Here is a 26,754-nt window from a genome sequence, read left to right on the forward strand (position 1 = left end):
GTGGAAGGTAGTATTGGCGTGAATATGAGGTTATTCCTTCGCACAGAAGAAATAGAAATCAACTAATTATATCCATTAATTTTTAATAGAAATTTATCTTAATGTAAACGCATTCATTATATGATAAAGGAGAGATTGGATATGTTGGACACGAAAGGTACGAAAGTGAAAGGCGGAAGCTTCATTATTGATGATGTTGAGGCGAGCTCCGTCGTTATACCTGAGGACTTTGTAGAAGAACAGCGCATGATGATGGAGACAACACGTGACTTTGTAGAGGGAGAAGTAATGCCTCACGACGAAGAAATCGAGAAGCTCAATTACGAGCTGACGGTTAAGCTGATTCGTAAAGCGGGTGAGCTTGGCTTGCTTGGCTCAGACGTTCCAGAAGAGTATGGCGGTCTTGGTCTGGACAAGGTTAGTTCCACACTTATTAACGAAACGCTTGCTAAAGCCTCTTCGTTTGCCCTGTCCGTAGGTGCGCATGTTGGTATTGGTACGCTGCCGATCGTTTTTTTCGGAACAGCTGAGCAGAAGCGCAAATATTTGCCGGCATTGGCTACAGGTGAAAAGATTGCAGCCTACTGCTTAACAGAGCCGACATCTGGTTCGGATGCATTGGGCGCGAAGACGACAGCGAAGCTGTCTGAAGACGGTCAGCATTACATTTTGAATGGCTCCAAAATATTTATTACGAATGCTGGATTTGCAGATATTTTCATTGTATATGCGAAAGTGGATGGTAAGGACTTTACGACCTTTATTGTAGAGCGTGATATGGAAGGGTTTTCGATCGGCCCTGAGGAGAAAAAGATGGGTATTAAAGGATCATCTACGTGCCCATTGTTCTTTGAAGATGTAAAAGTTCCTGTTGAAAATGTACTCGGTGAAATTGGCCGTGGCCATGTTATCGCGTTCAATATTTTGAACATTGGTCGATTTAAATTAGGTGCTGGCTGTCTTGGCGCAGCGAAAGAAGCGATTGAGCTCAGCTCCAAATATGCAAATACACGTACACAGTTCAGTAAACCGTTGTCTGCTTTCCCACTCATCGGCAAAAAGCTGGCAGAAATGAACATTCGTACGTACGTGACGGAAAGCATGGTGTACCGCACTTCCGGCTTGATTGATTCGAGTATGAAGGACATTGACCAAAATCAACCTGATTCCGGTCAATTGCTGGCGAAGAGTATTGCAGAATATGCCTTAGAATGCTCGATTAACAAAGTATTTGCGTCCGAAGTGCTGGACTTCGTTGCAGATGAAGGCGTGCAGATTCATGGTGGCTACGGCTTTACGCAGGAATATAAAATCGAGCGTATTTACCGTGATTCGCGAATTAACCGTATTTTTGAAGGCACAAATGAAATTAACCGCTTGCTTATCCCAGGCACTTTGGTCAAAAAAGCGATGAAAGGCGAACTGCCTCTCATGCAAAAAGCACAAGGCTTGCAAGCTGAACTTATGCAGCTCGTACCTGGACAAACATTTGAGGGCACGTTGGAGCATGAGACGCATTTGCTGTTGATGGCCAAAAAAATATTCCTCATGATTGGTGGATTAGCAATGCAAAAGTACGCCATGGAGCTTGATAAGCAGCAGGAAGTGCTCAGTAATTTGGCGGATGTTATGATTCTCGTCTATGCCATGGAGAGTGCGCTGCTGCGGACACGTAAAATGATTGCCAAACTAGGTGAACAAAAGGCTGCCAATGCTATCGAAATGACGAAAGTATATGTACACGAAGCATTTGATGACGTTGATCGTTTTGCAAAAGAGGCCCTTGCGACAATGGAAAGTGGCGATGTACTGCGTACACAGCTGTCGATTTTGAAGAAGCTGACTCGCAACACGCCGATTGATACGGTAGCTGTAAAGCGCGGTATTGCGGCTCGTGTAATTGGTGCAGAAAAGTACATCGTCTAACGGTTGATATCGTCGAAAATATGGCTGACACACGCTAACCAACAACGCCGTAATCGAACGGCGTGGACCTGGGGAAAGGGATGAGCTTGTATGCCATTGGATAAGCCATGGCTCTGTCATTATCCTAGTGAGATCACCTCTACCTACGAATATCCTAAGCATAATTTGGCATTGTTTCTCATTCAGGCGGCACGTGATTATCCAGAACGAACCGCCCTACATTTTATGGGAAAAAAGATAAACTATGAGCAACTGTTGGAAGCTGCATACCGCTGCGCAAATATGTTGAAGAGCCTTGGTGTGAAACGCGGTGACCGGGTGGCAATTATGCTGCCTAACTGTCCTCAGACAGTCATTGCCTACTACGGAACTCTAATGATTGGTGCCGTTGCCGTGCTTACGAATCCGCTCTACAAGGAGCGGGAAATTGAACATCAGCTCAATGATGCCGAGGCCAAAATAATGGTTACACTGGACCTGCTGTTCCCTCGTGTGCATGCGGTAAAGCAGCAAACGGGTCTAGAGCACATTATTGTAACTTCCATTAAAGAATTTTTGCCGTTTCCTAAAAATTTGCTTTATCCATTCAAAGCAAAGCGCAGTGGAGCGAATCTGGACGTCCCTTACGGCAAGGGCGTCCACTCTTTTCATTCACTTATACAACTTGCTTCGCAGGAAGCTGTATGCGTTGATGTAGACGCAGTGAATGAGCTTGCACTGCTGCAATACACAGGTGGCACAACGGGTGCTGCCAAGGGTGTCATGCTGACACACAGTAACCTCATTGCCAACACGCTGCAAGTTTCCCGCTGGTTCTATAAGGCAAAGCGGGGCGAGTCTATATATTTGGGAGCGCTTCCTTTTTTCCATGTGTTTGGCATGACGGTACTTATGAACTTGTCGATCCTTACGGCAGGGATGAATATTCTTATCCCCAAATTCGATGCCAAAGACATATTGGAATCGATCCAACGACTCAAACCAACGATGTTTCCAGGGGCTCCAACCATGTATATTGCACTCATCAATCACCCTACTATTACTAATTACGATCTTTCTTCCATTGAAATGTGCATTAGTGGGGCATCTTCACTGCCGCTTGAAGTGCAGACGAAGTTTGAGCAATTGAGCGGATGTAAGCTTATTGAAGGGTATGGGTTATCGGAAAGCTCTCCAGTAACGCATGCAAATCTACTGTGGGGGAAGCGGAAAAATGGAACGATCGGTATTCCATTTCCGGATACGGATGCCAAGGTTGTAGCTCCTGATACAGGCGAAGAAATGCCCGTTGGCGAAATTGGCGAGTTAGTCGTCAAGGGACCACAGGTGATGAAGGGCTATTGGAAGCGACCTGAAGAAACGAGCAAAGTATTGCGCGATGGCTGGTTATATACCGGCGACATGGCACGCATGGATGAGGAAGGATTTTTCACGATTGTTGATCGGAAAAAGGACCTCGTTATTGCAGGTGGATTTAACATTTATCCGCGAGAAATTGAAGAGGTGCTGTTTGAGCATCCTCACATTCAAGATGCCAGTGTGGTCGGTATTCCAGATGAGTACCGGGGGGAAACGGTCAAGGCATACATTGTGCTGCGTGCTGGCAAGCATGTAACGGAAGAAGAGTTGAATGTATGGTGCCGAGCTCGTCTGGCCAGCTATAAGGTGCCGCGCCACTATGAATTTAGGGCTGAACTGCCGAAGACGATTGCTGGTAAAGTGCTGAAACGTGCCCTCTTGGAAGAAGAGACGACTGCGTTGATGAAATAGGCAAGAGTAATAAAAGTAATAAAAGTAATAAAAGTGTATAACAGCCGCAATACAGTCTGTGTGTAGTAAAAATCAGGAGGAATTGTCCGATGAGTTTAAAGCCGGTTACGGAAGGACAAGAGAAATGGCTGAGTACGTTAACGGAGCGTGCACGCGGTACATTCTGGGACTTTATTGGCTGCGAAGTGATCGAAGCTTCTACAGCTAAGGTTGTACTCAAACTTAACGTGCAGCCACACCATTTGAATGTGATCGGAATCGTTCATGGTGGTGTGCTTGCTTCGCTGCTCGATAATGCGATGGGGCTGGCTACGATGCTGCTTCGTCCGCATGAAAATACGGTTACGTCCAATTTAAATGTTAATTTTGTTGCTCCCATGAAGGCCGAAGAGCTTATTGTGACGGCAGAGGTCATTCATCAGTCAGGTCGTTCACTGACCTGTACAGGTAAGGTGGAAAGCAGCGGTGGAGCCTTAGGAACGATTGGTACAGGAACATTCCGTGTTGTAAATCCCGTTGTAGTCCTCCCTTAACGGAATAGATGGTATAGTTAACTGCCAGTCGTCGATGTTGCAATCGGCGACTGGTTTTTCATTACACTTGAAGTCACAATTATGTGATATAGATGAAAGAATGGCCGAATTCGAATACAATGAACATAGTTAATGTTCTTGTACATATCTCTTTGAATCTTTATAGTCCCTATGATTTTAGTAATCAGCGTTCATCAACAATAAGGAGAGGTTTCTAATGACACATCAACAAGCTAGCAATTATGAGCATTCTTTTGCCGCAAATATTCGCAATGTTTACTGCATCGGTCGCAATTACAAGCTGCACGCGCTTGAGCTTGGCAATGACGTTCCTACGAAGCCAATGGTGTTTATGAAGCCATCCCATTCGGTCGTGCCAATTGGTGATCGTACGCCGCTCGCATTGCCGCTGCATCAAGGGGCGGTTCATCATGAGATTGAGATTGTACTTTACATTGGCAGAGAGATTACACCAGATACGCAGGTTGATGAGGCGATTGAAGCCGTTGCACTTGGCCTTGATTTTACACTGCGTGATGTACAGGAGACGCTAAAGACGAAAGGCCATCCATGGTTGCCTGCTAAAGGCGTTCATAATTCAGGACCAATCACGAATACGATTCCTTTTGAGGGAGCGCAGCAAGTTATCCGTACGCCATTTGCGTTGCTGCGCAATGGTGAGGTCGTGCAGCAGGGAACAGCAGCTGATATGATTTTCGATTTGCAGCAGCTCATTCAATTTGTAGCGTCTAACTATGGCTTAAGTAAAGGTGATGTTATTTTCACGGGAACACCGGCAGGCGTTGGGGCGGTACAAGCTGGAGATGTACTTGAGCTGCAATGGAATGGCGAGACGATCGGTTCCTGTGTTATAGAGGCTAAACAATAGTAATAATAGTATTTGTATAGGTAGTCATTAAAATAGCAATGTAAGAAAGCAATTAAGATAGTAAGGAAACGAGAAAGGAAACAAAATGGACTGGATAATTGGATTAGTTGGTAGTTTCTTTATGGCCGGCGCTGCTTATAAAAAACGCTCACTTACTCGTTCAGGTGCACTAGCAGCTTTTGTAATGGGAACGGTGTACTTTGGAAGTGGTAGTTTGCTATGGTTCGGGCTGCTGCTCACCTTTTTTATAACGTCAACGGGTTGGTCAAAATGGAAAAAGCGCGCGAAAAGCCGCTTTGATACGATTTATGAAAAAACGGGTCAGCGAGATGCGCACCAAGTATGGGCTAACGGCGGAATCGGTATGCTGTTATGTGTGGCGAACGCATTATTTCCACATCCAGCTTGGGTATTTTTATTCGTTGGGGTTATGGCTACCGTTAATGCGGATACATGGGCGACGGAAATTGGCAGCTTGAGCCGCTCGCAGCCGCGTTCGGTCATCACGTGGCGCCCTGTGCCAGCAGGTACGTCAGGAGCTGTATCGGCACTCGGTAGCTGGGCTGCAGTTGGAGGAGCGCTCACCATTGGAGGAGCGGCTGTTGTCTGCTTGTACATCGCTCAAGATCTCGCTTTTCCATATCCATATAGCTGGTATTTGCTGCTTGCAATCGGCATTAGTGGAGCCGTTGGCGGTGTGGCAGGTGCATTTACAGATTCCTTGCTGGGTGCAACTTGGCAGGCTGCCTACCGATGCGAGAAGTGTGGTGTTGCAACAGAAAGATTGCAGCATTGTGATCAGGCAACTACACTCGTTCGCGGTTTCCGTTGGATGACGAATGATTTGGTCAATAGCCTAAGTTCCATCGTTGGCGGTTTGTTGGCTTGGTTAATCGGTAGTTTGCTGCTAGGATAGTACATGAGGCTTGTCACATTCACTGGATTGCCCTTGCTCTGAATCGACATCTTTTATGTACCGTGTTATATTCGATATATGATAATAAGACATATCAAAAAGGTGTTTAGTCATGTTTAGCAGAAGGAGGTGGGCCGATGAGTCAAGTACAGGGAGACAAATGGAATTTGATTTTGGATGCAGCTTACGAGCTCTTCGGTGCCAACGGCTTCTATGAAACGAAAATGTCTGAGATTGCTGATCGAGCGGGAATTGCGAAAGGGACATTGTACTTGTACTTTAGCAGCAAGGAGCAATTGTTTGCGGCTATGACGAAGCGAGACTTTGAGCAATTTCTAGAGCAGATTGCGAACGGCTTGCAGCAAGGTGAGTCTTTGAAAGAGCGCTTATCCGTAGCAGCTAGTCATCATTTGCGTTATTTCTATGACCGTAGGGATTATACGAAGCTATTTTTCATGATGCCTAACAATGATCCAGAGATGCTGCAGGAGATACAGTCTTTTATGGCTCAGTATATACGAATTCTAGCGGATATGCTTGATGATGGTGGCTTTACAGAGCCTAAGCTGCTTGCCAAGTCATTTGTAGGCATTTTGGATATGATGAAGATGGATATTCTATTCGATCCGACTTTTAAAGAGGAAGATGTACAACAGCGAGTGGTTTTTGCTACAAACTTGTTTATGAATGGTTGCATGCATCAGAAGTAGATGACGTAGAGGCTGAATTAGCCAGTATAAGACTGATTTAACAGCGAGAATCTATTTTGGCTAGCATAGCGATCATAGCTGTATAGATAAGAAGCTAGGGAGAACCATAGGTTCTCCTTGTTTATTGATATTCACAAAGTTCGGGGGAAGAAATATGCATGTAATTACCGTAGAACAGCTTGGTAAAAGCTACGGCGAGAAGACACTATTTAAAGATGTATCTTTCGGTATAGCGACAGGAGATAGATTTGGAATCATCGGTGTGAACGGAACCGGCAAATCAACGTTTATGCGTACGTTGGCAGGAATTGACTCGATTGAAACGGGACGTATCATGAAAGGGAATGCGATCCGTGTGCAGTATGTGGCACAGGAACCTGAATTTGAACCGCACGCCACGGTATTGGAAACGGTCATGAGCGGGGATGCGCCTGAAATGAAGGCGGTTCGTCGATATACAGATATTTTAGAGCGTTTGCGTGTTCAACCAGAAGACGAGAAGCTACAAATGCAGCTCGTTCAAGCTAGTGATGATATGGATCGACTACAGGCTTGGCAAATCGAAAGTGACGCGAAGACTATTTTGTCCAAGCTCGGTATTACTCGTTATGATGCTCGCGTTAGTGAGTTGTCCGGCGGTCAGCGCAAGCGAGTCGCACTTGCTGCAGGATTGATTCACCCGTCAGATCTGCTGCTGCTAGACGAACCTACCAACCATATTGACAATGATACGGTTGCGTGGTTGGAATCCTATCTTCAGAAGCGCTCAGGTGCGTTAATTATGATTACGCATGATCGCTATTTCCTTGATCGTGTTGCGAATCGAATGATCGAGCTTGATTATGGCCGTGCACATTTCTACGAGGCGAACTATACGCGTTTCCTTGAATTGAAGGCTGATCGTGAAGCACGCGAGGCTTCCGCTGAATCGACGCGTCAAAATATTTTGCGCCAAGAGCTAGCATGGATTCGCCGTGGAGCAAAGGCGCGTACAACGAAACAGAAGGCACGGATTGATCGCTTCGAAGATCTGCAATCTCAAGGACCGACACAGAAGCAGGGCGCTGTTGAAGTGTCTGCTGCTAGTGCTCGTCTTGGGAAAAAGATAATGGAGCTCGAGTCTATTGGGGCTGATGCTGGAACGCGTCAGTTGTTCCGTGGGTTGGATTACATCGCCGTTCCGCATGATCGCATTGGTATTATTGGTGTGAATGGCAGCGGTAAGTCGACCTTGCTGCAAATTATTGCGGGGACGAGACAGCCGGATAAAGGGAGCATTGTACTTGGACCAACGGTGCGCATCGGATACTTCACGCAAGAGCATGATGAAATGGATGAATCGATGCGCGTTATCGAATATATTCGTGAAGCTGCTGAAACGGTAAAGACGGCTGAAGGCCACACGATTAGTGCTGCACAAATGTTGGAGCGTTTCTTATTTAATCCATCGATGCAGTGGACGCTCGTTGGCAAGCTTTCTGGTGGCGAGAAGCGTCGCTTGCAATTGCTGCGATTGTTAATGACTGCGCCAAATGTGCTGCTGCTCGATGAGCCTACGAATGACTTGGATGTAGAAACGTTAGCGGTGTTAGAAAATTACTTGGATGAATTCCCTGGTGTTGTAATTACCGTATCACATGATCGCTACTTCCTTGATCGGGTTGTGGATCGGATTTGGTCGTTTGAAAATGGGGAAATTCGTAATCATGTTGGTAACTATACGGAGTACGTGGAGTGGAGAGCAGCTCAAGGCTTGTCTGCACTTAACGACCAGAAGTCTGCAGCAAGCGATAAGCAGGGCAATCAAGCTCATACATCGACTGAAGCAGCAGCGGCGAAGTCAGAACGCAAGCCAAAGCTGAAAATGTCGTATAAGGAAGAGCAGGACTACAATCAAATTGATGGCTGGATCGCAGATGTAGAGGCGCAAATGGAGCGTAATAACGCTGAGATGGAAGCAGCATTCAACGATTCCGTGCGCCTGCAAGAGCTAATGAAGCAGCAGCAAGAGGCTGAGCAGAAACTAAGTGACCTGTTGGAGCGTTGGACAGAGCTAAATGAACTGGCTGAGCAGATCGAGGCGGCAAAACGTTCATAACTGTTGTACGTACAGGCTATGGAGGAAACGTTTGTTTACGATGATATACTCCAAACGGAGATAAACTGATTTCAACAGCGCATACTTTTTTTAAAATAGCGTAACACAAAAACAACCCGTATCACTTTTAGGAGTGAAGCGGGTTGTTTTATATGTAATTGAGTCTCGCTCGATAATGATTGATGTTACGAATAGTTGAGCCTCTCTAATCATTAGGGATTACAGCGAAAGCGTATTGATGTGCATTGGATACGGATGTTGACTTTACATGAAGTTGTTGTTCTGCTTTATATGAGATGACTGCATTTATTCCTCATCTGCCCACACTTCGTTCAGATGATCTGCATAGAAGAGCAGGGCGCGATTATATTGCGAAATATGAGCATCTTGTGTAGTCTCCACGAGCTGACGAAGCAGCAAAGAAGTACTCTCTTCATGATAATTAAGATTGTACAAGGCTAAGGCGTAAAACACTTTGAATTCTCGTGCATCTGGGAAGTGGGCGATTGCTTCTTCTAGCAGTACTTTTGATTTCTCATACTCACCAATGGCTCGATAGGTGCTGCCCAATCCTAAATAAGCACCGCGGCGATCCTCGTCCGTGAGTTGTAACGATAGTGCTCGTACATAGTAGGGGACGGCGGATATTTCTTTTCCAAGTGCATCATGTGCCCATGCACATTGATACTGTACGACACCTTCGTCAGGGTAGTTGTTTGCGAGCTTTACCAACAATTGCAGTGAAGATTCTAACTGAGACTCCTGCCGCAATTGAACCGCTTGCTTTAGCTCGGAGTCCCATGCAGGCTGCTTGATAGAGCTATCCATGTGTCGTCTCATCCTCCGGTTGGCATCTGAAATGGTAGTTCTAGATTTCTTGAACTGAACTTACAGTACTTACTGAACTTGATTGCTGCTTGCTGCTTGCTGTATGCTGTATTACTAAGTTTTAAGACACATTATAATGCTATGTCTTGTTAACTCTCTAGTCGTACTATCCACATATGAGCAATGCTTACTCTTCCAAACGAATGATGCGTCTTCCTTCACTGGCCCCTTGCAGCATGTTGGTCGTCAATGCTGGAACCTCTTGCAGCGTATGTTCATGTACGAAGCCGTCTGTATGAACAATGGAAGACCAGTCCGTGAGCAATCTATTCCATAGCGTTTGTCTTTGCGTAATCGATGCATAGACAGAATCAATGCCGTATAGGGCAACACCCCGTAAAATGAACGGCAGCACCGTTGTTGGCAAGTTTGCTCCAGCTGTTAATCCGCTCGCAGCGACTGCGCCACCATAGTTTACAGAAGCAAGCGCAGATGCCAAAATATTTCCGCCACAGACGTCGACGACGCCTGCCCACAGTTGCTTATTCAGTGGACGCTGCTTCTCAGGAAGCAGGTGCTCACGGGAAATAATTTTTGCAGCCCCTAGCTGTTTCAGAATGGGCTCGAAAGTTGCCTTGCTAGTAGCAGCTACTACTTCATAGCCTAGCTTCGATAGAATGCCGACGGATAAAGAACCAACTCCACCGCTAGCCCCCGTAACGAGAATAGGACCATCTTCAGGCTTCAATCCGTGATTCTTCAATCTATCGATGGAAAGAGCAGCAGTAAGGCCAGCTGTACCGAATGCCATCGCATCACGAAGGCTAGCTCCGGCAGGCAAAGGGACAAGCCAATCACCTGCAACTCGGACGTACTCACTCAATCCACCGGAGTGGCTAACGCCAAATTCATAGCCAGTCAGCAGGACAGATTGTCCAACTTGATAACGTTCATCAGCGGATGCTACGACTGTACCTGCAGCGTCTATTCCTGGGATGAAAGGGTATGATTTGACGATCCCGCCATTTGGCGAACAAGCTAAAGCGTCTTTGTAATTCAAGCTGGAATAAGCGACCTTGATCGTAACATTTCCTTCAGGGAGGTCATGTATAGAAATCGAACGAACGCTAGGTAATATATCACCAGCTTCATTTGGTTCAACAACAAGGGCATTGAAGTCATTAGGGAAAACTTGCGGAAGTGGATGTTCTGTCATGTTCGTATTCCTCCAACCCTTTTTATTCAATAAAAACAACATACCTAGTGGAAGCTGCAAAGGTACTGTAACTGTATATCCTTACACCATTGTGTAAATGAAAGCTTAATTCATGCAAGTACAAATGCAATTGCAAATACAATTAAAAGGGAAATTTCAATTGCCAGTGCATTTGTAACTGCTGTTAAACATTAAACATTAAACATTAAACATTAAACATCTCAGCTTACTCTAACGAGCGCCATTGACGTTATTTTAATGAAAACGTCTAAAGTAGAATTTTAACGGTTGTCAGCGAGCTTATTTCAGCTATTATGGCAATTTTACACGTGTAATATAGAAAATAAGCTCTCCTACATCCCTTACACATCCAAATAAGTGAAATTAAGCTCAATAGCCTCTGTGTCGACCGTTAGAACAATAAGGCCATAAAAATGCTGCTATTTTACAAGGCTTATATAACTGCTACTCCGTGATAGAAGCCGAATAGCCTGTGCCAACGTTATTGCAATAAGTAAAAGTAAACGCAGCTTATTTTTACAACCCACTATATACGATTCATGACTCCCTATATACGTTTCACGTAAACAACTACTACTCTAAATTCATGCAAGTGCAAGGTCTTATTCCGTAATATAAGCTGCGAGCAGTTTTGCTGTATTGATCACGGCTTGCAAATGGGTGCGTTCCATCGCATGAGAAGCGTGCACACCAGGACCGATTAAAGCAGCGCGTATATCGTTTCCTCCACGCAGCGCAGCTGAAGCATCAGAACCGTAGCGCGGATAAATGTCGACGACATGAGCAATGCCTTCTCTTTCCGCAAGCTGAACGAGTCGAGAAGTCATAAAGTAATCATAAGGGCCAGACGAGTCTTTGGCACAGATTGATACATCTGTTTCTTTACAGTTTAGGTCATCTCCCATTGCACCCATATCCACGGCAATAAGCTCAGTGATGCCACTAGGCAATGATGAGGCACCATGACCAATCTCCTCATAGTTGGTGATGAAGATGATGATATCGTGCTGAGGTTTCCATTGATGGACCTTCATACTGTGCAGCAAGCCGAATAAAGCAGCTACACTTGCTTTGTCATCCAAATGTCTCGATTTGATAAATCCGCTTGGAAGATGAACGGGACGAGCGTCAAAGGAAACGTAGTCTCCGGTACGAATGCCAAGCTTCGCTGTATCTTCTTTGGTATGTACGATCTCATCGATACGAACGATTATGTTTTCTTCGTTGCGAGCCAATTCGCTTGCTTTATCAAAGACATGAACAGACGGCTGCTTCGTCATGATTGTACCTGTGTACGTTTGTCCTGCATGCGTATGTATTTGACAGTATTCATTTTCGATGGAACTCATCATGTAGCCGCCCAATGGCGTAAGTCGCAGTGTACCGTCTGTGTGAATCGAACGGACCATAGCGCCGAGCGTATCCACATGAGCAGAAAGCCCGATTACTTGCGTGCTGTCTTCTTGAGAGCCTTTCACTCGAATGTAGCCGCCGCCTTTTTGATTACGTTCCATTGTATAGCCGAGCTTATGTGCTTCTTCGTGAATACGGTTCATAATATGGTGCGTGTAGCCTGTTGGGCTAGAGGTTTGAAGCAGTTCCATCAGCAGGCTAAGCACGTAAGATTCATCGATTGGAATGGCAAGTGCTTCGTTCTTTATTGCAGCATATGGGGAATCAAAAAGTGTGCTCATAAGAAGTTTGCTCCTTTGATTTGAAATGTAAAGTAGCCTAGTGAGAAACCCAAGTTACTGCTGCAGAGGTATTCTCACCTGAAAGCCTACTCGTTTTTTGAATCTTTTAAATCACGTTTATCCGCAAGAACATCCTCAATTTCTTGCAGCTGCGCATTCGTTGGTTCAGGAAACATATATCCATTCTCAGATTCTGCTTCGAGTTGTGCCACTTTGGCCTCTAGCTCTTTCACTTTGCGTCGAATACGGTATTGTGCATATACTCCGTAAGATCCAACGATCAGAGCTCCTAGCAGTGTACATCCTAAAATAAGCAGGATAAGTGGTACATCGAATGTGCCGAATAACAAATTGACTTGTACGGGCTCTACATTCACGATGGCAAAAATCGCTGTTAGAAGCGCAAATACGAGTGCAGCAAATAAGGTCCACTGGATGCGCAAGTCATTATTCTTGTTGTTGGAATTGGGTACTTTTGTTGTTTTGTTAGCCATGTTTGATCAACTCCTTCTTTGTAGTATAATCCTTACTGATCCAGCGCCACAATCTCATTATGAGATAAATCGGGTGATTATCGTGTAAGCTCATTGTAGTAAATAGCAACTCCTTCCGATGCGTAGCAAGGGAAGGAGTCAAGTGGACTTATTTACTTGGTAATGCGATTAGTAGCTTAGTTGAGATAGGCTATTACAGCTCTTTTGCCATCTGTTCCATTTGCTCGATAAGGGATTCGAGTACACTCATTCCTTCTTCGATAGGAGCAGGAGTGGACATATCAACGCCAGCTTTCTTCAAAATATTAATGGAGAAGTCGCTGCCGCCGCTCTTCAGGAAGCCCAGGTAACGATCAACTGCTGGTTGACCTTCATCTAGAATCTGCTTCGCGAAGCTTTGTGCAGCAGAGAATCCTGTTGCGTACTTATACACGTAGAAACTCGTGTAGAAATGCGGGATTCTAGCCCATTCGATCTCAATATCTTGGTCAACGACCATTTCGTCGCCGTAATATTTCTTGTTCAAGTCGTAGTAAACTTCATTCAACAACTGCGGAGTCAATGCTTCACCTTTCTCAGCACGCTCATGAATAATCAACTCGAATTCAGCAAACATCGTTTGACGGAATACCGTTGTACGGAATTGATCGATGTAGTAGGTGAGCAAATACATCTTTTCTTTAGGATCATTGCTCTTCTTGAGCATGAAGTCCATTAGCAATGCTTCATTCAAAGTGGAAGCAACCTCAGCTAGGAAGATGGTATACTGCGCATCCCGATATGGCAAATTGTTGTCTGAATAGTAGGAGTGCAGTGCATGACCCATTTCATGCGTCAACGTGAACATGCTGTTCAAGTTATCTTTATGGTTCAAGAGCACGTATGGGTGTGTGCCATAAGCACCCCAACTGTAAGCTCCGCTGCGTTTGCCTTCATTTTCATATACGTCAATCCAGCCGTTATCATATCCTTCTTGAATGGCATTCAAATAGTCTTCGCCTAGCGGCTTCAAACTTTCCTTTACAATCGAAGTTGCTTCCGTGTAAGGAATGTTCATATCGAATTGCTCCACAATAGGGGCAAACAAGTCATACATATGCAGCTTGTCGACCTTAAGCAGCTTAGCACGAAGTTTCATGTAGCGATGCATAAGCGGAAGATGCTTATGGATGGCACCGATTAGATTCGTATACACTTCTTTTGGAATGTTGTCACCGTAAAGGTACATTTCCAGAGTTGAAGGGTACTTACGAGCTTTCGCATAAAATAAGTTCTTCGTAACGTTTGCGCTTAAAGCAGCTGCAATTGTGTTGCTTTGCTTCTTGTAGGTGCTGTAGACGGCTTCGAAAGCTGCTCGGCGCACGTCGCGGTTGCGGCTTTCCAGCATCTGAATGTAGCTGCCATGCGTAAGCTCTACTTCTTCACCTTTATCGTTTTTAATCTTAGGGAACTTCATGTCAGCATTGTTCAGCATACTGTAAATGGTTTCTGGAGCTCTGGATAAGCTGCCTACTTGTGCAAGTAGTGCTTCCTCTTGTTTGGAAAGAACATGAGCCTTCTGACGCTTCATTTCTTGTAAAGTGAAGCGGTAAGGCTTCAATTGTTCATCTGCTATAAATGCATCAAGCTTATCATCAGATAGAGAAAGAATCTCTGGTGTGATGTAGGATAATTTCTCGCTAACCTCAACGCTTAGTTTCTTAGCCTTATCGGATAGTGCCTGGTACTGTGCTTCAGCCGTATCTTCATGATGACGCATATTAGCGTATACATATAATCGCTCAGCGTGAAGTGAAATGTCATCTTCCAGCTCAAAACATGCTTTGAGCGCAGCTGGTTCGTTTAGTTTACCGTGAAATTGATCTGCTTTTGCCAGCAGTTGTTGCAATAATGCGTGCTCACGATCCCATTCAGCTTGCGAGCCGAATAAATCTTCAAGCTTCCAACGGTGTTCCTGTGGTACTTCCGAACGTTTCGTCAATTGTGACATATGTACCCTCCTAAAATCACTATATGTATTGAAGTTGCTTACACTGGCTTGCACAGCATGACTGTTGCGAAATGACCGTACGGTTGACGGGCAAATGCCAAGAGCCAGCGGTATAATGGCAATAAGGAGACAGCGTGCAATGGTAGTGCGATAATTGCCATTCATCGTATTCCTCCTGTCGTCTACAGTCCCGTATCCGACGACTTGGGCTCAGGACTAGTATGACCGAGAAGGAGGAAGATTAATGCTTCAGCTTGTTGTTTTATCCAATACAGATGATAAGCAGGCCAGATAAATAACGATATGTATGCGAACAGCCTCTTATGAGGCTGAACCAAGCGTAATGAAACTGTACACGATTAGGAAAAAGGCAAATAATACTAGCCCTAGCGTAGTGAGAGCCATAAATTTGCGCAGTTGCTGTGGTATAGTATCCTTCTTCCAAACGATAACAGCACCTAGTGAGAATGCTGTAATGATAAATACAAGCGTCATTGAAGAATCCATAATCACCGTACCTTCTTACAAGGATAGGGGAGAACTAACTATACTTCTTTAAAAGCCGCCATTAGTTGATCCCATTCTTCTTCATTCCCAGCGAATTGTTCTTTAGGGAAGCGTTGAGAAACCCATTGCATCATCTCAGGGCGACCGAGGAACGTATGACACTCTTCTCCCCATTGGTCAGATATTTCACGAAGGACGAGCTGGCGTCCGTGAACTTCTACCGTAAGCATATTCCATTTGTCCTTCTTGTAAATCAGATGTTTCTTAGCCATGTTGTACCTCGCTCTTTCTAGTTTCAAATCTATGTTATTCCTTGATGTATCAAGCAATAACAACCTTACGTTCATATTAACGCAGGGGTCGAAACAAAGCAAATAAAGCTTATCTACATACATGATATTTGATATAATAGCAAGAGGTATTTGAAAAAAGTTGCTTTTTCGTATACAGCCGACTATAATGTAAATATTCGCCTTTGAGGCGAAGATGTGAGGAGGTTTTTACTTTGAAAGGTACCGTTAAATGGTTCAACGCAGAAAAAGGCTACGGATTCATTTCTGTTGACGGTGGAGACGACGTGTTCGTACACTACTCCGCAATTGAAACAGATGGATTCAAGACACTTGAAGAAGGCCAAGCAGTGGAATTCGAGATTTCCGATGGAAATCGTGGACCACAAGCTGCTAATGTCATTAAATTATAATCGAATTCCTTAGGGAATCTTTATAAATAGTGCCATAGCATTGTTAAAGGAGCCCGCTCGTTCTATATAGAATGAGTGGGCTCCTTTTTCGTTCTTAACTAAGGTAACAAGTCTTCAATAAATGATGCGCAAAATATCGCTTACCTCTTTACGAGAAAGCTTTGCTGGCTTCTCCTTCGCATAGCCGAGCGAAAGTACCATATTAATTGTCCGATCGGATTCAATATGAAGCAGCTCCTTAATAGCTTCTTCGGCCAGCAACACAGGTCCAGTCATCGGGCATGTAGCTAACCCTTTAGCATGGGCAGCGAGCATCACATTTTGTACTGCCAAACAGCTGCTTTTGATCCCTTCTTCTTGCCATACAGACTCAGGAACAAGCTGTATAGGATCGAAGATTTTTGCACGGAACTTAGATTGATACGGTGTTGCCAGACAGATTAATAGCGCAGGAGCTCCTGAGAAAGCAGTGGCATAGGGACCAAATGACTTTAACAGCATGCGCGCTTCTCTTGTAAGTCCTTGCGATTCAGCTTGAGCAGCTCTTTCATGAAGCTTCTCCCATGTTAACTCCTCAATAGTACGTATCATATCTGCATTCAAAATCGCAATAAATTCCCAAGTCTGTGAGTTCGTATCGCTAGGTGCATATCGTGCACAGTCAATTAGCTCTTGAATATCCTCTGCCGATACAGGTCGCTCATCATAATTGCGAACACTTCGTCTTCCGTGAATCGTATCTTTTACAATTTCATATGTGTTCAATTTCAATCATCCTCTGTCAAGGTAGTGGTCCTATCCAATTTGCTTCACATAACAAAAAAATTAGTACCTAATACTAATACCTACTACTATTATAAGAGGAACTGTTAAAAATGCAATGCAGCTGTTGATTTTTCATTGCGCTTTACATATAGATGAAGCAGTGCAAATCCAAAGGCAGCAACTATTGCGAAGCCGGCTGCGGAGAAGAAGACGATATCTTTTCCATATACCTCTAATAGTTTCCCACCAATGGTACCACTAAGCAGACCAGATATACTTGACCAGACAATCGTGTAGACTGCCATACCTGTTGAGCGGAATTGCTCAGGAATAACTTTGTTCAAGTAACGAATTGCAACGAAATAAAAAATACCGAACGTTACACTGTGCATCACCTGCGTGCTAATCAGCCAGATCGGATCTTGAACATAGCCAGCTATAAGAAAGCGCAGCATGTACATAACGCAGGAGATCGCTAACAAGGGAAGTTCCTTTACTCGTTCTCCATATGCATTTAATAGGAAAAAGATAGGGATTTCACTAACAGCAGAAATCATCCAAGCCCATCCAACAATCGATTCGTCGGCACCAAGCGAAAGGAGAGAGAGACCAAGAAATGCATCATTGAACCGATGTCCAATCGCTAGCAGCAGTACACAGATAAGGAAGAGATACACATTTGGTTGCTTAATGACTTCCCATAGACCACCGAACTCCATCTTTTTGATCGAGGCTTTTTTATCAGAAACAACTAATAAGAGCATCAATGACAGCACACTTAATGCACCGATAACAACCAACGTATATGAAGCGCCAATCGATTTTAGCAAATATCCGAAGGCTAACGCCGAAAAAGCAAAACCAATCGATCCAAACACCCGAACACCAATAAAGCTGCGGTTATGGGATTGCGTAGTTACAATCGTTAGCGTATCAGTCAGTGGAAAGACCGGATAGTAGAAGAAGTAGAACACGACAAGAAGCATCATAACTGTCGTATATGACGAGGCAAAGCTTAGGATGACGATCATAATGGTCTGAACAGCAAGTAGAATGAGTATGATTTTTTTAATCGTTTGAGACTTATCGCTTGCTACACCCCAAATAAAGTTTGAACAAATGGATATAAGCGGACCTATCGAATAAAGCAGTCCGATCTGTACAGCGTTATACCCAAGTGATTTTAAATATAAAGGTAAATATGAAATAATAACGGCAGAAATCATAAATACAGCAAACGTATACGTACGCAGCTTGTTGATTTCCGATGTCGGTGAAGCTGGATTCATGATGTAGGCTCCCTCCATATTTTTAAATGATCCAATATGGTAATCATTCTCTATCTAATTTAGTTAGTAGTATATCATGCTTGCAAAGAAGCCGACAGGCAGTGGCAGCAATACGAATGATGATACATTTACAGGCACTTATGAGAAGTGGTACATTACCATAGAGAAGATAGAAGGATGTAGACTGGTGTCGAATCTAGGCAAAGATAGGTGGAGAAGGGAGTGCGTATGAAAAGATATCGATTCGATTGGGATGAACGTTTACAAATTCATACGCCGGTGCTGCTTTGCGAATGGGAACAATTAAGCGCTCAAGAGCAGAATAATCTGCTTATGCAGTGGGAAATCATTCGTGGCCGTATACCTGATCGTATTTTTGATCTAGAACGTGTCATTATTCTAAAGCAGCAAGCACTCTATGAAGAGGATTGTTTTGAAGAGTCATGCAGACTAAATAGTGAAATATCTGAACTTGCGAGTGCCATTAATGACCTTCATATTTGGTACCGGACGCAGCAAGATGTAGATGCCAAATTACACCAGTAGCTGATATTGTTTGTGCATTCAATCACTTCGTAATATAATAGTATCGGTTAAAATGAGAATACAACTCTAACAAGGTGAGATCGGAGGCTTGTTTTGGATAGTAAAAGGCTTAGAACAGCAGCCCCCAAAGGGTCTGTGCAATTAATGTACCGTGTATATAAATACATATTGCCAGAGGTTCGGTCTGAGCTATCTTATTGGACAAGCCAAGCTGAGCAAATTCCGAGTCAGGAGTTACGCAAACAAGCGTTAGATAGTTTGCGGACGAAGCAGTTCCATTGTCAAGGCGGAGCTGTGTACGCAGCAGTGTGTCCTGATACGCGAGATGTACTTATTCCATTAATTGTTGCTTTTCAAACGATTAGTGACTACTTGGATAATCTATGTGATCGCAGCACTTCGCTTGATCCAGAAGATTTCCGGTTATTGCATGAGTCCATGTTGGATGCCGTGCAGCCAGAACGAAATTTGACGGATTATTATGCGGAGCGAGAGGATAACGATGACGGTGGTTATTTAGTATCACTTGTGAATCGTTGCCGCGCCTGCATCGCTAAGCTTCCTGGATACAGTCAAGTAAGGTCAGAGCTGGTACCTCTTGTGAAACTGTACACAGAACTGCAAATCTATAAGCATATTGAATGGTCGAAGCGCGAAAAAGCGTTGTTGGAATGGTGGCAGTTACATCAAGCCCGCTATCCTGACCTTTCTTGGAACGAATTCGCAGCAGCTACGGGATCCACACTAGGTATGTTCCAATTGTTTGTGTTAGCCTCATGCAAGGATTGTACACTTCAAGAAGCTCAAGATGTTAGCGCTGCGTATTTTCCATATGTATGCGGTCTTCATATATTGCTCGATTACTTCATTGATCAAGAAGAAGATCGAATTGGCGGGGATTTGAATTTCTGTCATTACTACGAAAATGACGAAATGATGTTTCAGCGTATTGGGTACTTTGCAGATCGTTCTTGTGAACGAGTGAGCCATCTGTCGGACAATCGTTTTCATCGAATGATTGTAGAGGGATTGCTGGCATTGTACTTGTCAGATCCTAAAGTAGCAGAACAGAGAGAAGTTTTAGATGTTTCCAAAAGGTTAATGAAAGGTAGTCCAATTATGAGATTATTTTTCTGGATAAATAGCCGCTGGATTCGTAAACATATGTAATGAGGATAAGAGGAGGAAGAAATGATGTCTGCTGTAAAAAGAATTGCTGTATTAACAAGTGGTGGAGATTCTCAAGGGATGAACGCGGCTGTACGTGCTGTTGTTCGCACTGCCATTTATCATGGAATAGAGGTATACGGCATTCAACGTGGTTACCACGGATTGCTTAATAAAGACTTGCGCAAGATGGATATCCGCAGCGTAGGTGACATCATCCAACGCGGTGGTACCATTCTTCAATCTGCTCGCTGTCAAGAGTTCAGAACAGCTGAAGGTCAGCAAAAGGGCGCAGAAATTTTGCGCGAATTCGGCATCGACGGTCTAATCGTTATCGGTGGAGATGGTTCTTACCAAGGCGCAAATAAACTAAGCAAGCTTGGCATTAAAACGATGGGTCTGCCAGGTACAATTGATAACGACATTTCCTTTACAGACTATACAATTGGCTTTGATACAGCAGTAAGCATCGTTGTAGATGCAGTTAACAAACTTCGTGATACGATGAGTTCTCACGAACGTTCTTCTGTTGTTGAAGTAATGGGCCGTCATTGCGGAGACATCGCATTGTATGCTGGTGTTGCGAGTGGTGCGGAATCTATCCTGCTTCCTGAAGTGCCATTCAACTTGGATGAAGTGGCAGATCGCATGAAACAAAACTTTGAAAATGGCAAACGCCACAGTATCATCCTTGTAGCTGAAGGTGTAGGTAAAGGCGATGACATTGCTAACGGCATCGTTGAGCGTTGTCCTTCGATTGAGCCGCGCGTAACAGTTCTTGGGCACATTCAACGTGGTGGAACACCTACGGCTAATGATCGTATTCTTGCGAGCCGTCTTGGTGATTTCGCTGTCCGCAGACTTATGGAAGGTGACTCCGGTAAAGGTTGTGGAGTCATCAAAGGAGAATGTGTTGCAACTGATATCGACCTCGTTGTTAACACGAAGAAAGAATTCAATCAAGAACTTTATGACTTGTCTTGCCGTCTTTCTCAATAATGGAAATCATTATATTTTAGATATATAAACAACAACCCGTCAGTGTAGGCTGACGGGTTTACTTTTGTTTGCTATTAAATTAGCTCTTTACATCTATTCTTTTCATAAGATGAATATACCATTTCAGTCCTGCTTGATGGTTAAACAAGCTGACTTTATCAAGCACTTCGAAGTCGGGTGAATTCTCCATCTCAGCAATTTTATTCTCTATGATCGTATACGCTGGGTCATTGGTGTTTTTATGAGAATACAAAGAAGAAATGATTACTCCGTTTGAAGTTAGGTGATTTGAGTAGTTTAATAGGACTTTTGTCGTGTTTGTTACGTAGTGCAAGGATTCATTGAACACGATGATGTCATATTGCTTCTGAGGTGTATAGTCCATAATGTTGCCAACTTGAAACGTATTCGATGGAGCTTTTTGCGATGCTATCTTAATGGCTTCTGTGGACAAATCAACACCTGTAAAGCCTTTTTTCTCGCTATCGAGCAGTGAATCGTACAAAATCCCCGTGCCACAGCCCATATCCAATATTCCGTTTGATCCTAAATACCTTCTTATGTACCCATAAACAATCGAATATCTTGAAAATTCGGTGATATCAGCTAAATAATCCCATGTCTTGTTCTTATACTCTTGATCCCAAACCTCTTGATCACTATCAAGATAATCTTTTGTCGTCGTGTTATCCATTGTTATCTTCCTCCTTGTGCAAATGAAGTTGAAATAAAATCATTATTGGGAATGAAAATACAGATAGCAGAGCTGGGTGGTAACCTATAGAGTGTTGTTACGGGGAATAAAGTAAGCTGATGTAGATATTACCATGTTAAGTAGTAATAATCAAACATTTCACAAAGTGGATGTAAAAAAGGAACTTCCTAGTCATATGCCAGATGATTAGGGAGTTCCTATCTGTTGTTTATAATGGTTTAGGACGACGGAAGTTCCCCATAATGCCAACCGTTTCTACGATGTTCACAAAGGCTTTAGGATCCGTTTCCTGTATTGCTCGTTTTAGCTCGTTCAGCTCATATCGAGTAGTGACCGTCATAAGCATATCGCGCTCGATGTTGGAGAAGGCGCCTTTTGTCTTAATGACTGTAATCCCGTGTGGTAAATTCAGCAGTTTTTCTAACAGCTGCTCCTGTTTACTTGTAATGATATATACGGTTACTTTGTAATGGTTAATGTATAGGGTGTCGATAACTTTACCCGTCGAATAAATCGAGACCATTGAGTAAAGCACTAGCTCCCAATCATTAGTCAATAAGCCATGAGTCAATATGACAATTGCGTTCATTGCTGCAGATATCATGCCGATTGGTACATCTCGATAACGATTAATAATAGATCCAACAATGTCAAAGCCCCCTGAAGAGCCTCCAACCCGTAACGAAATTCCAGCGCCTATACCTATAAATGTGCCTCCAAAAACTGCACAGAGCAAAGGCTCAGGTGATATTGAAATTTCGGGTATGATACTAATGAACCAGGTAGTAGCAACAACACTCAACAAACTATAACTAATAAATCGACGGCCGATAATAAACCAGCCCCACACGATGAGTGGTAAGTTGAGTGCGAAGTAAAGCACGCTTACATTCCATTGTGTAAAGTAGCTTGTGATCATCGATACACCGGACACACCACCGCTCAACAACTGGTGGGGGATGAGGAATAAATTAAATCCGACTGCTATGCATGCGGCACCTATTATGATGACGATGCAATCCATGATGCGTTTCAAGACGAGCTCACCTCATAAAATAATAAATCGTGACTACATTACTGGTATTCATCGTTAGCTTTATGCTATAATGTATAGGATATTCTTGAGTACGCATAAAGATTGATTTAACCTCAGACCCATACGCGGCTGGAGGGCGTAAGCCTCACCGCATTGTATATGATGAGACGGTCGGCCTGAAGTGCCATTCGTCACCTAGTCACGCTACTTAAGAATACAGATAAGGCTGTGGATTGTCCACAACGAAGGAGCATGAATATTTTGAAGACATTTGCAGAATTTGGTTTAGATCCTAAGGTTCTTCAAGCAATTACAGAGTTAGGATTTGAAGAATCAACACCAATTCAAGAAAAAGCGATTCCTGTAGCGATGACGGGGAGCGACATGATTGGACAAGCTCAAACAGGTACGGGTAAGACGGCCGCTTTCGGTATCCCGCTAATTTCTAAAATCGACGTTGAAGATGAGCGAGTAGTTGCGCTTGTTATGACACCGACACGTGAGCTAGCTATTCAAGTAGCAGAAGAGATCGGAAAGCTTTCTCGTTTTAAAGGAGTTCGTTCTTTGCCGATTTACGGTGGCCAAGATATCGGTCGTCAGATCCGTGCAATGAAAAAACGCCCACATATTATTATCGGTACACCAGGTCGTTTGCTTGATCATATTAATCGTAAGACAATTCGTCTCTCTGATGTGACTACAGTCGTATTGGATGAAGCGGATGAAATGTTGGATATGGGCTTCATGGAAGACATCACTAGCATTCTTAGCCAAGTTCCAGATGAGCGTCAAACAATGTTGTTCTCTGCAACAATGCCTCCTAACATTCAGAAGTTGGCAAACACGTTCTTGAAGAACCCAGAGCATGTATCCGTAATGCCGAAGCAAGTTAGTGCTCCGCTTATTGAGCAATGCTATATGGAAATTCCTGAGCGCTCGAAGTTCGATGCACTTAGCCGCTTGTTGGATATGGAGTCTCCTGACCTTGCAATCGTATTTGGACGTACAAAGCGTCGTGTAGATGAGTTGGCAGAAGCATTGCAGAAGCGCGGCTATACTGCTGATGGTCTACATGGTGACTTGTCCCAGAATCAGCGCGATAATGTTATGCGTAAATTCCGCGATGGCAGTATCGATGTGCTTGTAGCAACTGACGTTGCTGCACGTGGACTTGATGTATCTGGTGTAACGCATGTAATTAACTTTGACCTTCCGCAAGATCCAGAGTCTTATGTACACCGTATCGGTCGTACAGGACGTGCTGGTAAAGAAGGAAGTGCTTGGTCGTTCGTTACTCCGCGTGAGATTGATCACTTGCACTTTATTGAACGCGTAACACGCCATCGTATTGCACGCAAGCCAATTCCAAGCTTGGCTGAAGCGATCGAAGGTAAACAACGTGTTGTTGCTGAGCGTCTACTTGATGTATTGCAAGCTGGCGATCTTCAAGAGTACAAAGCGATTGCAATTCAATTGTTGGATCAAACGGATTCTGTTCACCTTCTGTCTGCAGCGTTCAAGCTTCTGACTGGTGAGAAGAAAGATGTTAATATTCAACTTACACCAGAAGATCCTATCCGTGCGAAGCGTCGCAAACCGGATGTACGCACAAGCGGTCGTAAATTGTCCGCGCCATATGGCGGCCGTGGCCGTTCTTATGGTAACCGTGAAGGCGGCGGTGGAGATCGTCGTCGTGAAGGTGGTACTGGTGGTGGAGATCGTCGTCGTGAAGGCGGCGGCGGTGGTGGATACCGCGGTAACCGTGATTCTCGTGGTGGCGAGCGCGGTGAGTATCGTGGTAACAATGGTGGCAACGGCGGTCAACGTCGTGAGAACAATGATCGTGGCGGTGAGCGCCAAGATCGTCGTCCGCGTCGTCCGTACGAAGGCAACCGTACTCGCTCAACAGATAGCGAATAAGAATAGGAAATGTAATAAGGGACTTCCTCCCAAGCAGTTAATAGCTGCTTGGGAGGAGTCCCTTTTTCTGTAAAAATGCTATAAAAACTAGAATATACCTCAACCTAAGTCGGGGTTTTATATACGTCTCTGGTTCATAGTGGAAACTCATCTTCGTATCTAAAATGTAAGTAACGACATAATTGAATGATGGGTGGATTTAATCACATGAACATTAAAAATAGAAAAGTATATGTACTACTTTCCGATACAGGTTCGTGGCTATCTCAATGTATTAAATGGTATACAGATAAGCCGTTGAATCATTGCTCTATTGTACTGGATGAAGAGTTGCAAGAAATATATAGCTTTGGTCGCACGAGGGGGATGCATCCTTTAACAGGAGGATTTGTGAAGGAAAACCTTGAAGGTGATCTTATTAGATCGCCTTTTCGTCCTACACTTGGGGCGTTGTACAGCTGCGAAGTAAGTGAAGAGCAGTACGAAATCATACGCCAGCGAATACGATATGTTGATAAGCGCAAAGATAGCTACAAATATAACTTGTTAGGACTGTTCGGGATTGCGCTTAAAGTACGGATTGAACGGAATCAAGCTTATTTTTGCTCGCAGTTCGTTGCAGAGTTATTTACATATGCGGGAATTGACTTGTTTGAACAAGCTGCAGAATGGATTACCCCTGATGACTTTCGAAAATGTTCGAGATTGAAGCTAGAGTACAAGGGCGATCTGAGAATGCTCGCAGCAGATCGCCCTTTGCCCTATGCTCAAACTCTGTGGAATACACGTGTGTCGTAAGTTAATGGTTTGTGCGCCAATAGATTATGCTCGAACTGGATTAAGCGCAAGCAGCTGCCGGTGAAAGCATAGGAGAGGGAGTTCCTCTCCTTGCTTGTTGGAAGGGCGCCGTTTCCTTAGAAGCAGATGGCACGGGAGATGATGACGAGTAGGATAAAGAGTACCAAAATGCAACCTATTCCAGTACCGAATCCGTAACCGCCACCGCATCCACCATAACCGCCGCCGTATCCGAGTTGACCCATTGTATTACCTCCTTCAAGACTCTTGTTTTGAATCACTGTATATACTATGCAGGCTATCGCACTTGGCATGGATATTCACCCACTCGAGAGAAATTAGGCACTGGTCTAAGGGTGGGCTTTGTATTATAGTTACATTATAGAGGCAGCATGGAGGAGGAATTGTGGTTGGAAACTAGAGGGATTATGGGTGGGTTGTATCGCATTAGCGAATGGATTATGCGAATCTCGGTGACGAACATTTTATGGTTGCTGTGTTCGGCTCCTTTTTTCTTTTGTTTTGTAATGATGCTCATTATGGCCAACAGTAATTTTATGAATGAAGTGTTGCAGATGAAATGGTTAATGGGGATTTTGGCTCCATTTACGTTATTTCCAGCAACGGCAGCAATGTTCTCTGTTACTCGCAAGTGGGTGATGGGGGATGTAGATGCGAAACTGCTTAAGACATTTTTTAGCTCATACAAGGCCAACTACAAACAAGCGATGCTTGGTGGTATTTTTTATACCGTTTTAGCTGTCATTATGTATGCAGGTTATACGATATACATGACAGAGATGCAATCCATGCAGGTGCTTGGAATTATGGTATTGGCTATGTTAGTTGTGTTTCTTGCGTCACTATTTAACTTTTTCTCGATTATTGCTCATTACCACGCGACTACTTTGCAGGTAATTAAGAATAGCATATTTATGACGATTTTCCGTCCGATCCGTGTGGTTGTATCTGGAATTGTGAGCGTTGCCATCTTGTTTATGGGATTGAAATATCCAGTGATCATCATCTTCGGGGCGGGTTCATTGATTGCTTATCTATCGTTCTTTAACTTTTACCTCACTTATCAGAAGCTTCAGCAAGCAGTGGAGGCCCGAGAAGCAGCAGAAAGTTAGGATTCGAATGGAAGCATGTTAGGTTGTTTCTATAAAGATTGTGTAAAATGTTTACTTATCCCGATTATGAATTGCTTTTGTCTAATGGATT

General features: G+C 43.9%; 27 protein-coding genes. 14 read left to right on the plus strand and 13 right to left on the minus strand.

The window, feature by feature from the left end:
* The first annotated feature begins 141 nt into the window (after positions 1-141).
* The 7 genes from FPZ44_RS05525 (at position 142) to FPZ44_RS05555 (ending at position 8,842) form a co-directional block, all read left to right on the plus strand.
* Positions 142-1,926, plus strand: coding sequence for an acyl-CoA dehydrogenase family protein (locus FPZ44_RS05525; protein ID WP_144988145.1), 1,785 nt, complete (start codon positions 142-144; stop codon positions 1,924-1,926).
* Between the two features lie 90 nt (positions 1,927-2,016).
* Positions 2,017-3,696, plus strand: coding sequence for an AMP-binding protein (locus tag FPZ44_RS05530; protein ID WP_144988147.1), 1,680 nt, complete (start codon positions 2,017-2,019; stop codon positions 3,694-3,696).
* Positions 3,697-3,785: 89 nt separating this feature from the next.
* Positions 3,786-4,229, plus strand: a complete 444-nt coding sequence (locus tag FPZ44_RS05535; RefSeq protein WP_144988149.1) for a PaaI family thioesterase — start codon at positions 3,786-3,788, stop codon at positions 4,227-4,229.
* 217 nt (positions 4,230-4,446) lie between these two features.
* Positions 4,447-5,118 (plus strand): fumarylacetoacetate hydrolase family protein, encoded by a 672-nt coding sequence (locus FPZ44_RS05540; protein ID WP_144988151.1) that lies wholly within the window; start codon positions 4,447-4,449, stop codon positions 5,116-5,118.
* An 85-nt stretch (positions 5,119-5,203) separates the two neighbouring features.
* Positions 5,204-6,034 (plus strand): DUF92 domain-containing protein, encoded by an 831-nt coding sequence (locus FPZ44_RS05545; protein ID WP_144988153.1) that lies wholly within the window; start codon positions 5,204-5,206, stop codon positions 6,032-6,034.
* A gap of 137 nt (positions 6,035-6,171) precedes the next feature.
* On the plus strand, positions 6,172-6,744 hold the full coding sequence (locus FPZ44_RS05550; RefSeq protein ID WP_144988155.1) for a TetR/AcrR family transcriptional regulator: 573 nt from the start codon (positions 6,172-6,174) through the stop codon (positions 6,742-6,744).
* Between the two features lie 154 nt (positions 6,745-6,898).
* Positions 6,899-8,842, plus strand: coding sequence for an ABC-F family ATP-binding cassette domain-containing protein (locus FPZ44_RS05555; RefSeq protein ID WP_144988157.1), 1,944 nt, complete (start codon positions 6,899-6,901; stop codon positions 8,840-8,842).
* 306 nt (positions 8,843-9,148) lie between these two features.
* On the opposite strand, the gene FPZ44_RS05560 is transcribed toward FPZ44_RS05555, so the two are convergent.
* The 8 genes from FPZ44_RS05560 to FPZ44_RS05590 all read right to left on the minus strand — a co-directional run bounded on the left by FPZ44_RS05560 (position 9,149) and on the right by FPZ44_RS05590 (position 15,864).
* Positions 9,149-9,670 carry a tetratricopeptide repeat protein gene (locus FPZ44_RS05560; RefSeq protein ID WP_144988159.1) on the minus strand — a complete coding sequence of 174 codons (522 nt, stop codon included), beginning with the start codon at positions 9,668-9,670 and terminating at the stop codon, positions 9,149-9,151.
* Between the two features lie 187 nt (positions 9,671-9,857).
* Complete coding sequence (locus FPZ44_RS05565; RefSeq protein WP_144988161.1) at positions 9,858-10,886, minus strand: oxidoreductase; 1,029 nt, start codon at positions 10,884-10,886, stop codon at positions 9,858-9,860.
* A 623-nt stretch (positions 10,887-11,509) separates the two neighbouring features.
* A complete protein-coding gene (locus FPZ44_RS05570; protein ID WP_144988163.1) occupies positions 11,510-12,601 on the minus strand; it encodes a M42 family metallopeptidase in 1,092 nt (363 codons plus the stop codon).
* Positions 12,602-12,687: 86 nt separating this feature from the next.
* Entirely contained in the window at positions 12,688-13,044 is a 357-nt protein-coding gene (locus FPZ44_RS05575) for a LapA family protein (protein ID WP_144991696.1), read from the minus strand.
* Positions 13,045-13,288: 244 nt separating this feature from the next.
* Positions 13,289-15,085: an oligoendopeptidase F gene (gene pepF, locus FPZ44_RS05580; RefSeq protein ID WP_186785926.1), complete on the minus strand. Its 1,797-nt coding sequence runs from the start codon at positions 15,083-15,085 to the stop codon at positions 13,289-13,291.
* Positions 15,086-15,123: 38 nt separating this feature from the next.
* Complete coding sequence (locus tag FPZ44_RS26770; RefSeq protein ID WP_261378214.1) at positions 15,124-15,246, minus strand: hypothetical protein; 123 nt, start codon at positions 15,244-15,246, stop codon at positions 15,124-15,126.
* A gap of 160 nt (positions 15,247-15,406) precedes the next feature.
* Positions 15,407-15,592, minus strand: coding sequence for a hypothetical protein (locus FPZ44_RS05585; RefSeq protein WP_144988165.1), 186 nt, complete (start codon positions 15,590-15,592; stop codon positions 15,407-15,409).
* A gap of 38 nt (positions 15,593-15,630) precedes the next feature.
* Positions 15,631-15,864, minus strand: coding sequence for a hypothetical protein (locus tag FPZ44_RS05590; RefSeq protein ID WP_144988167.1), 234 nt, complete (start codon positions 15,862-15,864; stop codon positions 15,631-15,633).
* 233 nt (positions 15,865-16,097) lie between these two features.
* Between FPZ44_RS05590 and FPZ44_RS05595 the strand changes: the two genes are divergently transcribed.
* Positions 16,098-16,295 (plus strand): cold shock domain-containing protein, encoded by a 198-nt coding sequence (locus FPZ44_RS05595; RefSeq protein WP_144988169.1) that lies wholly within the window; start codon positions 16,098-16,100, stop codon positions 16,293-16,295.
* Between the two features lie 114 nt (positions 16,296-16,409).
* Here the strand turns inward: FPZ44_RS05595 and FPZ44_RS05600 are convergent, their stop codons facing one another.
* Positions 16,410-17,060: a nitroreductase family protein gene (locus tag FPZ44_RS05600; RefSeq protein WP_144988171.1), complete on the minus strand. Its 651-nt coding sequence runs from the start codon at positions 17,058-17,060 to the stop codon at positions 16,410-16,412.
* 104 nt (positions 17,061-17,164) lie between these two features.
* Complete coding sequence (locus FPZ44_RS05605) at positions 17,165-18,349, minus strand: MFS transporter (RefSeq protein WP_261378215.1); 1,185 nt, start codon at positions 18,347-18,349, stop codon at positions 17,165-17,167.
* A 228-nt stretch (positions 18,350-18,577) separates the two neighbouring features.
* On the opposite strand from FPZ44_RS05605, the gene FPZ44_RS05610 reads away from it, so the two are divergent.
* The 3 genes from FPZ44_RS05610 (at position 18,578) to pfkA (ending at position 21,061) form a co-directional block, all read left to right on the plus strand.
* The gene (locus tag FPZ44_RS05610; RefSeq protein WP_144988175.1) at positions 18,578-18,895 is read left to right on the plus strand and encodes a hypothetical protein; all 318 of its coding nucleotides are present in this window, start codon (positions 18,578-18,580) and stop codon (positions 18,893-18,895) included.
* Positions 18,896-19,039: 144 nt separating this feature from the next.
* A complete protein-coding gene (locus FPZ44_RS05615) occupies positions 19,040-20,065 on the plus strand; it encodes a tetraprenyl-beta-curcumene synthase family protein (protein WP_144991698.1) in 1,026 nt (341 codons plus the stop codon).
* A 24-nt stretch (positions 20,066-20,089) separates the two neighbouring features.
* The gene (pfkA, locus tag FPZ44_RS05620; RefSeq protein ID WP_144991699.1) at positions 20,090-21,061 is read left to right on the plus strand and encodes a 6-phosphofructokinase; all 972 of its coding nucleotides are present in this window, start codon (positions 20,090-20,092) and stop codon (positions 21,059-21,061) included.
* A 79-nt stretch (positions 21,062-21,140) separates the two neighbouring features.
* Here pfkA and FPZ44_RS05625 read toward each other — a convergent pair whose 3' ends face one another.
* Together FPZ44_RS05625 and FPZ44_RS05630 are read right to left on the minus strand one after the other, a co-directional pair.
* The gene (locus tag FPZ44_RS05625; RefSeq protein WP_144988177.1) at positions 21,141-21,755 is read right to left on the minus strand and encodes a class I SAM-dependent methyltransferase; all 615 of its coding nucleotides are present in this window, start codon (positions 21,753-21,755) and stop codon (positions 21,141-21,143) included.
* Between the two features lie 229 nt (positions 21,756-21,984).
* Positions 21,985-22,812 (minus strand): YitT family protein, encoded by an 828-nt coding sequence (locus tag FPZ44_RS05630; RefSeq protein ID WP_261378216.1) that lies wholly within the window; start codon positions 22,810-22,812, stop codon positions 21,985-21,987.
* Positions 22,813-23,073: 261 nt separating this feature from the next.
* Here FPZ44_RS05630 and cshA point away from each other — a divergent pair, with 261 nt between their 5' ends.
* Both cshA and FPZ44_RS05640 read left to right on the plus strand, forming a co-directional pair.
* Entirely contained in the window at positions 23,074-24,732 is a 1,659-nt protein-coding gene (cshA, locus tag FPZ44_RS05635) for a degradosome RNA helicase CshA (protein ID WP_144988179.1), read from the plus strand.
* 207 nt (positions 24,733-24,939) lie between these two features.
* A complete protein-coding gene (locus FPZ44_RS05640; protein ID WP_186785927.1) occupies positions 24,940-25,530 on the plus strand; it encodes a C40 family peptidase in 591 nt (196 codons plus the stop codon).
* A gap of 116 nt (positions 25,531-25,646) precedes the next feature.
* Here FPZ44_RS05640 and FPZ44_RS05645 read toward each other — a convergent pair whose 3' ends face one another.
* Positions 25,647-25,775 (minus strand): sporulation protein YjcZ, encoded by a 129-nt coding sequence (locus FPZ44_RS05645; RefSeq protein ID WP_144988181.1) that lies wholly within the window; start codon positions 25,773-25,775, stop codon positions 25,647-25,649.
* A gap of 165 nt (positions 25,776-25,940) precedes the next feature.
* On the opposite strand from FPZ44_RS05645, the gene FPZ44_RS05650 reads away from it, so the two are divergent.
* On the plus strand, positions 25,941-26,663 hold the full coding sequence (locus FPZ44_RS05650; protein ID WP_144988183.1) for a YesL family protein: 723 nt from the start codon (positions 25,941-25,943) through the stop codon (positions 26,661-26,663).
* Positions 26,664-26,754 lie beyond the last annotated feature (91 nt).

Source organism: Paenibacillus agilis, assembly GCF_007786455.1.
Classification (GTDB): domain Bacteria; phylum Bacillota; class Bacilli; order Paenibacillales; family Paenibacillaceae; genus Paenibacillus_B; species Paenibacillus_B agilis.